The sequence below is a fragment of the Ancalomicrobiaceae bacterium S20 genome, from assembly GCA_040269895.1.
Lineage (GTDB): Bacteria > Pseudomonadota > Alphaproteobacteria > Rhizobiales > Ancalomicrobiaceae > Methyloraptor > Methyloraptor flagellatus.
This window is the reverse complement of the sequence record CP158568.1, coordinates 4,968,776-4,982,145: the sequence shown is the minus strand read 5'-3', so window position 1 is coordinate 4,982,145 and position 13,370 is coordinate 4,968,776. Positions and strand designations below refer to the sequence as shown.

11 protein-coding genes are annotated in these 13,370 nt (G+C 62.8%); 2 read left to right on the top strand and 9 right to left on the bottom strand.

Annotation, left to right across the window (positions count from 1 at the left end; all coding sequences use genetic code 11):
• Positions 1-50 precede the first annotated feature (50 nt).
• Entirely contained in the window at positions 51-617 is a 567-nt protein-coding gene (locus tag ABS361_22465; protein ID XBY44721.1) for a hypothetical protein, read from the top strand.
• 122 nt (positions 618-739) lie between these two features.
• On the opposite strand, the gene ABS361_22460 is transcribed toward ABS361_22465, so the two are convergent.
• The gene (locus ABS361_22460) at positions 740-1,972 is read right to left on the bottom strand and encodes an FkbM family methyltransferase (protein XBY44720.1); all 1,233 of its coding nucleotides are present in this window, start codon (positions 1,970-1,972) and stop codon (positions 740-742) included.
• Positions 1,973-2,286: 314 nt separating this feature from the next.
• Between ABS361_22460 and ABS361_22455 the strand changes: the two genes are divergently transcribed.
• Positions 2,287-2,556, top strand: coding sequence for a transposase (locus tag ABS361_22455; protein XBY44719.1), 270 nt, complete (start codon positions 2,287-2,289; stop codon positions 2,554-2,556).
• A 350-nt stretch (positions 2,557-2,906) separates the two neighbouring features.
• On the opposite strand, the gene ABS361_22450 is transcribed toward ABS361_22455, so the two are convergent.
• The 8 genes from ABS361_22450 to ABS361_22415 all read right to left on the bottom strand — a co-directional run bounded on the left by ABS361_22450 (position 2,907) and on the right by ABS361_22415 (position 13,160).
• Positions 2,907-3,866, bottom strand: coding sequence for a hypothetical protein (locus tag ABS361_22450; GenBank protein XBY44718.1), 960 nt, complete (start codon positions 3,864-3,866; stop codon positions 2,907-2,909).
• Between the two features lie 129 nt (positions 3,867-3,995).
• Complete coding sequence (locus ABS361_22445) at positions 3,996-5,471, bottom strand: hypothetical protein (GenBank protein ID XBY44717.1); 1,476 nt, start codon at positions 5,469-5,471, stop codon at positions 3,996-3,998.
• On the bottom strand, positions 5,464-6,669 hold the full coding sequence (locus ABS361_22440) for a hypothetical protein (GenBank protein ID XBY44716.1): 1,206 nt from the start codon (positions 6,667-6,669) through the stop codon (positions 5,464-5,466). Before ABS361_22440 ends, ABS361_22445 begins: the two co-directional genes overlap by 8 nt.
• 275 nt (positions 6,670-6,944) lie before the next feature.
• Positions 6,945-7,883, bottom strand: coding sequence for an NAD(P)-dependent oxidoreductase (locus tag ABS361_22435; GenBank protein ID XBY44715.1), 939 nt, complete (start codon positions 7,881-7,883; stop codon positions 6,945-6,947).
• A 43-nt stretch (positions 7,884-7,926) separates the two neighbouring features.
• On the bottom strand, positions 7,927-9,330 hold the full coding sequence (locus ABS361_22430) for a DegT/DnrJ/EryC1/StrS family aminotransferase (protein ID XBY44714.1): 1,404 nt from the start codon (positions 9,328-9,330) through the stop codon (positions 7,927-7,929).
• 166 nt (positions 9,331-9,496) lie between these two features.
• On the bottom strand, positions 9,497-10,600 hold the full coding sequence (locus ABS361_22425) for an AGE family epimerase/isomerase (protein XBY44713.1): 1,104 nt from the start codon (positions 10,598-10,600) through the stop codon (positions 9,497-9,499).
• Positions 10,601-10,803: 203 nt separating this feature from the next.
• Positions 10,804-11,802, bottom strand: coding sequence for a hypothetical protein (locus ABS361_22420; protein XBY44712.1), 999 nt, complete (start codon positions 11,800-11,802; stop codon positions 10,804-10,806).
• 11 nt (positions 11,803-11,813) lie between these two features.
• Positions 11,814-13,160, bottom strand: coding sequence for an HAD-IIIA family hydrolase (locus tag ABS361_22415; protein ID XBY44711.1), 1,347 nt, complete (start codon positions 13,158-13,160; stop codon positions 11,814-11,816).
• Positions 13,161-13,370: the final 210 nt, after the last annotated feature.

The window sequence follows — 13,370 nt, the reverse complement described above, 5'->3', positions numbered from 1 at the left end:
AAAGGCTGCTGTCCCGGTCACGCCTCATCATCGATATTGGAGTGACGACGTTGAACCCGTTCTATTCGGATGCCGAACTGCGCAACCTCGGATTTCACACCGTCGGGCGCAACACCCGGGTCAGTCGCAAGGCTTCGTTCTACGGCGTCAGCGGATCAATCGGCGACGGTTCGCGGATCGACGACTTCTGCATAGTCAAAGGACGAGTCGAAATCGGCCGCAATGTTCATGTAGCGGCATTCGCCAATGTCGGTGGCTCGGCAAGTCATCGGGTCGTGTTCGAAGATTGTGCGACGCTGTCGACGCATATCTCGATCTTCACCTGCTCGGCTGACTACAGAGCTGATGCATTGGCATCGCCGCTTGTCGCGCTCGAGTTGCAGCACAACATTTATGGAGACGTCGTCCTCGGACGCGGCATCGTGATCGGCGCTCATACTTGCCTGTTGCCCGGCGCCTCGATCGGCGACGGTGCCAGCGTCGGCGCCAATCTCGTCGTTCACGGCAAGATCGAACAGGGCCAGGTTGTCGCCTCCCGAAACGGCGTAGCGACGGTGGTCGGTACGCGCGACGCCCAGGCGATCTGCGCTTTGGTCGAACGCGCCTGCGCGTCCTGACAGCCACCGTCCGCAGCCGCAAAATCGTGCAGGCCGTGCAACGTCCGGGCACCCTTGGTCGTTCGCCCGTGCAGGGGGTCAAGCGCCCCCGGCGCATGTCTCACCCCTTCGAAGCCACCGACTCAAACCACGGGCGCGGGCATCGTGGCTGGCAGAGCTGTCCCGTGACCATCCCAAGTGAATGTCACATTGCCAGCCTTACGCATATTCTCGCGAACAAACGGCTGGGTTGGTGCACCTGTCCTGTCGTCGAGATAGTAGGCGTCGATGCCGTTGTGCTCCAGAAGCTCGAAGAACGCCTCAGGCGCGATCGCGGCGCGCAGGCAATGCTCATAGGCATATTCGAAAGCCACGACGACCTTCCGCCCGGCCAGCGACCCTTGCGTGGCGAGCAGAGCTTGAAGGATCTCGAGTTCCTCGCCCTCGGCGTCGATCTTGATGACCAGATCCTCCTCGCCGACGGGAATAACGGCCGAGACGGGGCGCACCGGCACACGGATCCTCCGGGCGTTGTCGACGCCCTCGGCGGTGCCGTAGCCGTGCATGGTCGAGATGCGACTGTCGTACTCGAAGACCTCGAATTCCACCGTGCCGTCCGCCGACTCGCCGCCGATGCAGCACGTGTGATGCTCGACCCGCACCATGCCGCCGTTCAAGAGAATGTTGCGTCGGATATTCTGCTCGAACTCGGGAATCGGCTCGACGGTCACGATCCGCCCGGTGGCCCCGATCCGGCGCGCAGCGACGGCGCTCATGGTTCCGACATTCGCGCCGATGTCGATGAAACAGGCTCCAGGCGAGACATTCATCTCGACAAAGCGGCGCATCCCGAGATCGAACTCAGGATGGAGATAGGACACTGCGTGGTTCAATTGCGTCGACGGGAAGAGGAAGAAACAGTCGCCATTTCGTATAAGTACTTCCCGATCGTTCGACAGGATCACCTCCACGGCCTTCGGCCGCGCTATGCTGGCGCCGACACCATCGATGCGGGCGCGGAGGTCGAACCTCATCTTCGCGGCCTCGACTTCGCCGGCGAGCAAAGCGGCTCCGGTCTCATCGACCGCACCGCGGACGGAGGCGACCTGCTGACCAACCGTCGCGTTCAGTTCAGATGCCCGAGAGTCGATCGCTCCCCGAAGCGTCCGGAATTGCTCCTCAACCTGGTGCACCAGACCATCGACCCGGTGCTTCACCGCATTGAGGTGCGCATGGAGAAGGTCGAACTCCGCTGCTCGCGCATCATGTGCGGCGAGAAGCACCGCCGTGTGCTGATCAAGTGCAGTCGATTGGCGAGCAACCCGCTCCGCCGTCACCTCGGCGGTCGCGTCCAGTCGAAGGAGAGCCTCGTCCACGGCGCCGGGCCATCCGCGGCGGCGTTTTACAGCCCGATCGGCACGCCTGGCCCCGTCGATCTTCGCAGCCAGTCCGAGCCTCGCGGAAACGTCCCTCAAGAATGACAGACCCGACGCGAGTTGACGGAACATGGGTCACTTTCGAATTTATGATGTCTATCAAAGTCGTATCATGGGCACGTGACCGCCCGCAATCCACCTCGACTGACGTGTGGCGTGACGAAAGTGCGCCCGACAGTGGAGTGGCCCCCTGGGCCCGGACAGGCAGGCTTTCGGAATTGACACCTCGCCGGGCTTTCGAAGGATGAAAGCCCATGGCCAAGCACCGCACGCACAGCATTGAGTTCAAACGGCAGGTCGCCCAGGAGTTTCTGGGCGGCGAGACGCTCTACGGCCTCTCCCAGAGGCACGACATCTGCTGGAACCTGATCCGCGTCTGGGTCAGGAAATTCGAAGCCGGCGAATTTGATGAAGACGTCGCCGCAGCCGGTCTTCTGCAGCAATATGAAGCTCGGATCGCTGCTCTGGAGCGCCTGGTCGGCAAACAGGCTCTGGAGCTGGAATTTCAAAAGGGGGCTCTGTAAAACGCACCCCGGCCGAGAAGCGCGACGACATCCGTCATCACCGGCCTCGCGGCATCTCCATCGCTGAAGGGTGCCGACTGATGGGGATCGCACGGGCGACCTATTGCGACGCCGCGCCGGCGGGGACGGACGACACCGCCGTCATCGAGGCCATGTTCGCCATTTGCGACGAATTCGAATGCTACGGCTGACGGCGGCGACAACGCGCTCGTCGTCGCATCCGCCCATAACGCCCGACAACGTCCGTTCGCCGCCCCGGGGTGCACCGAGACACGCGACGGATCGGATCGAGGGACTCTGGTACCGACCGGGTAGGCGGTCGAGGCCATGCAACGCGGCCTCGACGCCGATCAGCCCGCACGAACCAAGTCGACAGCTGCAATCTGCAGCTCGAGACCTTCGCGCTTTTCCAGCCTGATTTCGATCCGTGACGGCAACGCCTCGAGCGAGGCTGCCGGAGCAATCGTAAACGGCAGTTCCAGCGCGAATGCGCCCGCTTCGATCGCGAACGACTGGTTGGCCAGTTCGCCTGCCGTGCAATGGACGTCGACGACCACCGCATCGGTGCCCGAGGACGACGTCGCACGGCCGCGAATGACCGCATTGTAACGGCCGGCCGGCACCTTGGTGTAAGGACCGTAGATCACGTGTCCGGAGCTGTCCGACCGGGCCAACAGGTCCCGCCCATTGTGCACGCCGCGCTTGCCTTGCGACCACATGATGTCGAAGAACTCCAGCGGGCCCGAAGCCTCCTCGCGGACGTTACCAATCCGGCGGCACGACAGCCGGCTGACGCGGAAGCTGAGCAGACCCGAAGAGAACATGCGGAACTCGAACCCTTGACCGGGGGCGAGGTCGGCCTGCTCCTTGGTGATGACGAAGTAGAGATCCTGCTGCGGATCGCGCTTCATGCGGAAAAGCTTGCGGGCGAACACGACATCGCCGTAGCAGACCTCGACGCCGAGCCCCAGATGATTGTCGACCGCGACCGTCTCCACCGGCTCTACATCGAGTGAAAGACGGTAGAGCCCTTCTTTGAGGGTCGCATAGGGTCCGTAAAACACGGCGTCATTGGCTTGGGCCGGCACTTCGAAATGGGCAGGAACCCGTTGGGTCCCGCCGTTCACGACCAGCGCTTCGGCGAGGTCCAGCGCCTCAATCGACTGCGCATGCGCGCCTTCCTCTTCGTCGCGCTGACGGAGCAGCGCCACCTGACGCTTCAGCGCTTCGATCTCCAGCGCCATGGAGCGAATCCGCGCCGACTGGTCGTCAACCTTTGCGAAGGCCGGGGTAGCAAGCGTCTCGATCATATCCTACCGTCTCCCGGTGGGCCAAAGTCCAGTGTCAGCATCGACGCAGCCGAACGCCGACGCTCCCGAGTTCCAATCTCGCCGGCATGCACGTCGGCCGAGCACCGCAGGCCGGGCCGATGACCTCGATCAGGCGGCATTCCCGTTGAACCTGTCCGGCTCGAGCGCAGCACCGTCAGCCTTCTGCCGTGCCATCTCCTCAGCGAACGAATAGGCGCCGAAAATACCCGCGGTCGGGCCGGCGAAGAACGGCCCCGCCGCGGTCTCGCCGAACAACGCCCGCCCCCAGGCATTCACGACATGCGTCCAGTCGTAAACCGAACTGTGTCGCTGATAGGCCTCACTCTGGATCTGCAGCGCCTCTTCGCGATGATCCAACACCAGCTCGATCGCGCGGATGACATCGTTGGTGTCATAGGGGTCGAAGCAGTACGGACGAATGGTCGGCATGTAGTCGAGCAATTCGTCGACATGCGGCCCGAACGCCTGCGCCCCGGGCACGCCGACGCTGTTCGACTCGAAGAAGGGAAAGCCGCCCGTGCCGCCCTCGAAGAAGGACGAATGGATCGACATCACCGACCCATGATAGAGCGCGGCATGAACGTCTCGAGGAAGATCGGGCGTCGAAATGAAATCGAGATGATAACGCTCGCCCGAAATGAAGTCCGGCAGCCGCGTCCATTCACCATGCTCGATATGAGCCGTCGTGATGATCTTGAGGTTCCGGTTCTTCTTCCGATTGAGCGTGGCCACTGCCTCGACGATCTTGACGATGTTCTTCTGCGGTCGATCGCGGGTGGAAATGACCAAATAGTCGTGTTCCTCGAACGGGAAATCGGCCAAATAGGCCGGACCATGCTGATGGAAATACTCCCGCACGATGGCATGGGCCCGTAGCCGAGTCTCCGTCGTGCGCCTACGCTCCTTGAGCCACGGCAGGCTCTCGATGATATCGACCGCCGCATTCGGAAGAATGATCAGACGCTCTGGCGGGCAGTTCAGAAGCTCGATCAGCGCCTTCAGCGCATTGTGCATCGAATGGGTGACGACGACGTCGGAGGTTGCGAGCGCCGCGCTGACGTTGCGCTGCCAGCGGGTCCAATGCCCATTGTCGCCAAAGTAGTGCGTGCCCCGCCAAGCGACCGAGAAATCGAACGGGATGGCGTCGGCGACGAGCGTCGCCCGGGGCTTATCCAGCAGTACGGCCGTGGTGAAATGCGGATGTGGAATGATCCAGGCGTCCACCGGCACCGACTGGTTCGCGTAGAGAGCCTGCTGCACCAGGCCATCGACGAGCCCGAACTTGGAAATCAGGTCTCGCTGCTCGGTAGTCGTTTGCAGCGCCACACGATCCGGCGTCTCGAACACCTCCCAATCGATGTATTCGACAGCCGCGAGCGCACTAAAGTCGTCGCGGACGACGCGTCCAAGCCCGTTGGACACACACACGCAAAACTTATACTTGTGCGTCTTGGCTGCGCCCTCGATCAGGAAGCCGAGCATCCGGCTGATGCCTTCGTTGGCCCACCGGCCGCCTGCCGGGATTTCCGACCAGAGGCCGATCGAAAACCGCCTGCCGTCGGAGTCCTTCGTTCGCTCAGACATGGATGTCCCGGTCCAGGTTTTCGAATTCAACGATTCGACCCAACAACGCTTGCATGCCGCCGCGCCGCTCTTCGGAGCGGTAAACGGCCCGCGCGGCAGCGCTGCCGTGCGATCGGCCGTGCGCGAGCGCGTCGGCAATGGCCGACACCAAGCTGCTGCAGTGTCCGTACTGATAGGTTGACACCCGCGCACCGAAACCTGTCGCCACCGCGTGTCGATGCGGCAGATCCGGCACGACCGAAACCCGCCCGACTGCCGCGGCAAGCAAGAGCGCCTCGTCTTCGCCGGGCGTCGCATCGAACGACACGATCGCCTCGCTCTCGGCCACAAAGCGGCGCAGATCCGAGACGGAATGAAGGCCGACGATCAGATCATCGGAAGGGGGTACGATACCGAGCGGCCGCATCCAGTCGACAAAGGTCGCCAGATGCGGCGCCGACGCGGCAATCACCGATCTGTCGACGGCAAAACGCCAATCAATCGGCACGCCGCGTTCGGAAAGCGCGCCGATCGCTTCGGCAAGCACGGCAAGATCCTGGCGGTCCAGCGTATGCAGGAGCACCGACACCCGCGCCCTCGCCTCGGCATCGAGGGCACGCTGCGGCAGCGAAGCGACGCCCACCCCAGCCTCCGGCAACAGCGGATCGATCAGCACCGTCTTGTGGTGCCAAATTCCGAGCAAGCTGCAGATGTCATCCGAGAGGATCGTCTCACTGGCGATCACACCGGCGGCGCGCCGCACGTTGACGGCGTAGGCGAGATCGGACGCGGGATCGTTCGACACGCCCCGCAACGTCAGCAACGACGGTTTGTGGCGCTGCGAACTCTCGGCGAAATAGACGAAACTCGGTTTGAACTGCGCGATCGGCCCGACGGTCGGATCGTTACAAACGATCCAGGCATCGCAGTCCTCGAAGTTCCAGCCCCAGTCGGCCGCGACGTTGATGGACTGATAAGGGCCGAAGTCGAACCGCGTGTACGGAAACATCCGCTTGGCTTCACGTGCATCGAGCCGGACCCAGCGGAAGGGGCGCAGTTGCGGGACCGGAAGGCCGTCCCGTTCGAACGACTCTGCGAGCGCCACGCTCGACAAGGTCCGGCTGGCACCGACCTCGCCCGCTTCATCGCGGGCAGCCGCGATCACGATCGAAGCCTCACGTCCCGAAGCAAGGGCATCGCGCAAGAGCGCCTTGGCCAAGGCTTCGATGCGCCACCCAATCGATATCGTCATCCGACGCGGCGGGATGATCGCTATTTTGAGAGCTGCGGACAAAATTAAGACCACCAGTCAACTGAGCGGAAGAAGACCGCTAACCGCACCAACGATGGAAACAAAATTGCACGAATTTTGATCGACGGTCAACACAAGAAATCCGCCAATTAGGCATAATTGCCGACGATCAAACACATTACAACGTAATTATACTTCGACCCCGAATACGAAACGGGGTCGAAGTGCCTCAGTGAACGACGTCAGACGTTCGCGTAACGCGAATTCCTGAGCATCTTGTACCCCTTGATCAGCTCGGCGATGCCACGCTCGAGCGAGAACTCGGGCTTGAAGCCGGTTGACTCGATACGCGCGTTCGAGACGATGTAGTCGCGCTTGTCCGGATCCTCACCGATCGGCGCCTCGAGATAGACAAAGTTCGGAACCTGCTTCTTGATCTCGGCGCAGAGCTCGAGCTTCGACAGGTTGGCGTCGGAAAGGCCGACATTGTAGGGCCGCCCCTTCATCGCCTCGAAATTATCGATGCCGTGATGGAAGACCTTGGCGATGTCGCGCACATGGATGTAGTTGCGCTTGAAGTGGCCTTCGAAGATGACCACGGCGCGATCGGTCACAGCGCGCCAGGTGAAGTCGTTGACCAGCAGGTCGATGCGCATGCGCGGCGCCATGCCGAACACCGTAGCGAGACGGAAGGTCAAACCCTTGCCCGAATCGAGCACGGCCTTCTCGGCATCGGTCTTGGTCGTACCGTAGAGCGAGATCGGCCGCAGCGGAGTGTCTTCCGTGCACTCGACACCCTTCTCGCCGATGCCATAGCCCGAGTTGGTCGTCGGATAGAGCAGCTTCTGGTCACCCGAGACGAGTTTGACCAGCATCCGGATCGCGTCGAGATTGGTGCTGGTGGCACCGATCGGATCCTGCTTGCACAGCGGCGCGCCGACCAGCGCGGCAAGGGGGATGATCACGTCGGCCTTGGCAACCAGAGGCGCCATGAACTCCTCGTTACGCGCGTCACCCTTGTACGGCGTGAAGTTCGGGTTCGCGCAATGGGTCGCGAGCACCGTGTCGCCGTTGGGGAACGTGTCGACTACGTCGACCTGATGGCCCGCATCGAGCAGGCGCGGCACCAGCATGCCGCCGAGATAACCCGCACCACCGGTAATCAAAACACGATAAGTCATCAGTTCCAGTCTCCGTTATTCCGGCGCATGCGCACCGACGTCGTCAGGCAGCAAGCGTCTCGCGGAAGACGCCGGCGATACGCGCCACGGTCATTTCATCGATCAGATGCGAAGTGGGCAGGTTGACGCCCTCGAGCGACAGACGCTCGCTCACAGGACACGGGCGCGCCCAACGGGCATAGGCCGGCATCATCGAAAGGCCGTGAAAATAGGGGCGCAGATCGACGTTCGCCTTCCGGCAGGCGTCGATCAGCTTGGCCCGCTTGTCGGCCGGTACCGCCGCGCAGGCGAACCAGGTCACCGGCATGTAACGGTTCGGCAGCTTGGTCAGGAACCGCACGCCGGGAATATCGCTCATCGCCGCGACATAGAGATCCTGCACCCGCTGACGCGTCGCGAGAATCTGGTCGATCCGATCGAGCTGCGCGCAGACCACTGCGGCCTGCAGGTTGGTCATGCGGTAGTTGTAGCCGACTTCCTCGTGCCAGTAGCGACGCTCCGGACGCATGCCGTGATCGCGCAGCACGCGCATGCGGTCCGCCAGGAACGGCGAGTTGGTCACGCAAATGCCACCCTCGCCGCTCGTGATCACCTTGTTGGCAAAGAAGGAAAACGTCGAGATGTCGCCGAACGAGCCGACCGGACGGCCGTCGTAGCGCGCACCGTGCGCTTCGGCGCAGTCCTCGATCACATAGAGGCGATGCTCGCGCGCGAGCTCGCAGATCTCAGTCATCGGCGCCGGGCGCCCGAACACGTGAACCGGGATCACGGCGCGGGTCGCGGCGGTAATAGCCGGACGGATCGTCTCGGCCGACATGCAGCCGGTGTCGGGATCCACATCGACGATCACCGGCTTGGCGCCGGTCATGATCACCGTGTTGATCGTCGCCGCGAAGGTGAGATCCGGCACGATCACCTCGTCGCCCGGCCCGATGCCGAGCGCCATCAGCGCCAGATGGATCGCGACCGTGCCGTTCGAAACCGCCACCCCGTGGCCGGTCTGGCAGTAGTCGGCGAACCGGCGTTCGAAGGTGCGGATGTACTCGCCCTGGCTGGAAATCCAGCCGGACAGGAACGCGTCGAGCACATTGCGATATTCGGCCGTTCCGAGCCAAGGCTCGGCAACCGGCACGAAGGCACCGGTCGGAGCGACACGGACGCCGGTGACCGTCCCGGATCCGTCGACCTCGGCCTCCAAACGGCCGACCAGCGTCGACGACGCGACATCGGCAGCGGTCGCCGTGGTATAGCGGCCGTCTCTGACCGACGCGCGGAGGTTCTCGACATTGGCACGGCCGACAAGCTTCCCCGCGAGGTCGACGATCAGAACCTCGCCCAGGCCGTTGCCCAGCGCCGTTTCGAGCACCGCCGAAAACGGCGCATCCGTCGCAACGAGGTAGGACGAAAGCGGAACGGCAGCCGGCTGGCTCGACAGACCCATGACCATGTTCAAAACCTCAAAATCTAACGGCGTCCCACTTATCCGATCGAATTGGGGCGCGCAACCATAACCGGAACGGCGAATTCGGGGCCGAACCCCAGGCCAATCGGCCGGATTCGGCGGCGTCCGAGCCCGGCCGAACGCCTTTGCCCGCACCATGCCTGCGGCTAGCTCAGCGCGCCCGTCCGAGCCCCGGAAACAGCGACAGCAGCTCCACATAGGAGCAGGTGATATGATAGAGCGAGCTACCCGGCGCGTTCTCAGGTTCGAACCCACCGTCCGGCCGCAGCTTGTCGAACCAGATGCCGCGATCGCTCGGATCGAAATAGCGCGCCAACCCACTGAACGCCGCGCAAGCCTCGCGGAGTTCGACCTCCTCGCCGGTGCGCCGGTAGCGGGCGACCGCCGCCTTCAGCCGCTCCGTCTGCGGCCAGAGCCGCGCGCTCGCCCAGCGGATGTTGCCGTCGGTATAGACCTCGTTGATCGCGACGCCGCGCGCGGAATCGATACCCTTCGCCCGTGCGAAGGCGACCAGCCCGTCCGACGTCGCCGCACCGCCGAGGCCGCGAGCCTCGAGCCGCTCGAACAGCCAAGCCCATTCGAAGCAATGCCCCGGCTCGACGATCATGCCTTCACGACTGTCCAACCGGTCGAGGGTCTCGGTGAAATATTCGAGCAGAGCCCCGGTTTCCGGATCAATGAAGCGCCGCGCGCAAAGATCGGCCATTTCGGTCGCGAGACCGTTCCAGCGATCGTCTCTCGTGGCGTCGTAAAGAGCCTGCGCCGCCTCGAACAGATGCATGTGAGGGTTCTGTCGGCGCGGCGGGCACTCGGCGATCTCGCCTTCGCGAAAGCCGCCGCGCGGATCGCGCCAATCGCGCTCCATGGCCGCGAACAGCGCACGCGCATGGTCGAACAGCTCGGGGCGCTCCAATGTTCGCCCCGCATGGGCGAACATGAACAGAGTGAAAGCCTGATCATAAAAGTCGGCGCGCGCATCGGCGACCGCGCCTTCGCACGAGAACTTATGGATATAAAAGCCATCCGGACGTCGCCCGACGGCAATCAGATGGTCGACCGCCGCATTGCAGCGCTCGCGCCACGGGCCGTCCCAACCGAGTTCTCCGAACGCGCAGAACGAGTAGATGTGGCGAGCCTGAACGAACAGGCGGTGATCGCACCGATCCGCAATGCCGTCGCGCGTGTAGCGCTCCGGAAACATCGCCGCCCCCTGGAGCACCGGCGCCGACCACCGCGGCGCCGCGGTCTCGAACATCCACCGGCGCGCGCGGTCCGCGTGGGCCTCGAGTTCGACCGAGTAAGGCGAAGTCACGTCGTCTCTCCTTGATCGCGCCCGCTCTGGGCGAAGTCGCCGGCTCCGGACACGGTGGTCGACGCAGGTGCTACCGACGCGCCGCGCAGCCGCCGCAAGTTCCCGGCCGCCCCCTGCGCGGGGCGTCCGGGCATCGGAATATCAGGTCAGGCGAAATCGCGCACGATCGCCGCGCCACTGTCCTCGGTCGCGATCTTGACGAAGTGCTTCTGACCGAATGTCTCGAGCATCTTCTGCTGCGCATGCTTCGGAGCGAGGAACAGCATGAAGCCGCCGCCTCCGGCCCCGCACAATTTACCGCCGAAGGCTCCGAGCGACTTGGCCGTGTCGTAGATCTCGTCGATGCGCGGCGTCGAGATCGCCGACGACAGGCTGCGCTTGGTCTGCCAGCCGTCGTCGAGCAGGCGCCCGAGTTCGGTCAGCATACGATCGGGATCATTGCCTTCGAGCACTTGAACGCCGTGTTCGCAGAGGTCGTAGAGATGCGTCAGCTCTTTGTGGACCTTCTTCTCGCGGGTCTTCTTGACCTGCTCCTCGACAGTCGCCGAGGCCGAACGCTCGATCCCCGTGTAGACGAGGCATAGCGACGCGTTCAGGGCATCGCGGCTATCAGTCGTCATGCGGATCGGCTGAATCGAAAAATCGTTGCCCTGGAATCGGTAGAGATTGAGACCGCCGAACGCCGAATGGGTCTGATCCTGAATGCCGACGTTCTCCTGCAGGACGTCGGCTTCGATATGAACGGCGGCGCGCATCAGATCGAGCTTGGTGATGGAGCGCCCTTGCAGATGCGAGATCAGCTTGATGAATCCGACTGTGAACGACGAAGACGACCCGAGGCCGGAATTGCCAGGAAGATCCGAAATGATCGCGATGTTCATCGGATCATTGTACTTATACTCGGTCAGGACCGATCGAATGACGTTATGTTGAATATCGGAAATCCGATCCACCTCCTCGACCTTGCGGTAGGTGATCCGGTAATTCGTCTGCGACGCCCCCGACATCGGCAGCATGATCGTATAGATGAATTTATCGATCGCCGTTCCGAGAACAGCACCCGGAAATTGTTTGAAATAATCGGGATAATCCGTGCCACCGCCAAAAAAACTGACGCGAAGCGGAGATTTCGATACCGTCAACATTAAGAATAACCTCAACCACGTTGCAGCAAGATCTGACTTTCGGCCACAGCCTTCAGATCGCAGATATCAGACGTCACCAGTACACCCGGCAGGCCAGCCCCCGCCGCTGCTTCCAGATCGCTCGATCTGTCGCCGATCAGGAAGCTACCCTCAGTCCGGATGGGCCAATCCGCCAGGGCTCGCAGAATCATGCCCGGACGCGGTTTGCGGTCGGCGTGATCCTCCCGGAACACCTCGACCGTGCCTTCGGGATGATAGGGGCAGTGATAGAACGCATCGATGTGAGCGTCTTGTGACATCAACCGCCGCTGGATCTCGGCATGGAAATCGTGCATGTCGGCTTCGGTATAATGCCCTTTGGCGATGCCGGCCTGATTGGTGACGACGATCACATAGAAGCCGGCCTTGTTGAGCTGCCGGATTCCCTCGACCGCGGTCGGCGTGAACGCGAGGCGTTCCGGGCGGTGCGAATAGCCATCGGCATCGACGTTGATGACGCCATCACGGTCCAGGAACGCGGCCGGCGCTGTCACCACCGAGAGCAACTCGCGCCCGGCCTGCTCGAAGGTCTCCGGCAGGCCGATATCGATGAAATAGCCTTGCGCCTGCACGGCCTCCAAGCGCCGGTCCGCGACCCATGTCGGAAACACGTCCCGTTCGATCGATGTCGGCTCGTTCCGGATGGTCGCCGCGACCGCGTCTCGCCGCAGAACATAGACACCGGCGTTTATTAGTTGCCGACCGCTGCCTTCCCGCTTCTCGTCGAAGGCAACCACGAGACCGTCCGGACCGACGCTCACAGCGCCGTATCGCGAGCCGTCCTCGATCTCCCGCAAAAGAACCCTACCGGCCGAACAGTCGGCGAGAGGCTTGGTCAGAAACCCGACCAAGTCCGCATCGAACAGCGAGTCGCCGTTCGAGACGAGAAAGACGTCGTCCAGGCCATCGACCACCGTCAGCGCGCCACCCGTGCCCATCGGCACGGCTTCGATCGCGACCCGCAGCTTTGCTCCGAACAGTGTGCGACCGTCATAGCGGTCTCGAACCATATCGCCCTTGTAACCGGCGACCAGCACGATCTCGCTGACGCCGAACCGTGCGAGATGACGAATGACATGTTCGACAAACGGACGGCCAGCGATTTCGGCCAGCGGCTTCGGGCAATCGAGCCCGAGCGCGCGCAGCCTCGTGCCGAAGCCGCCCACCAAAATGACCGCCTGTCTGATCATGGACATCCCCAGAAGCCCGGAACGGAAAATGGCAAACGGCACCGGCGAGCCGAACGCCGCTGCCGGCGAGAGCTCCGCCCCGAGAAACCCATCAAACAACCACGCCCAGCAAACGCCGGAAGTGACCAAATTTTCCGCAAGCCACACTGCACACGAGCACTGGAACCCAAGGACCACGCCTGGACTGTGACCTCACGCCCGCGTTCGCGGCGAACAAATAGGCAAAAAGGCAACGGATTGACAACAGCAATCTGGCGCAATCCGTTGCCCGGCGTCCCTCACCGCTCCGGCGACTTTCCGAGGCCGGCGGAGCGGCCGCAAGTCCGATTCATCTGTCCT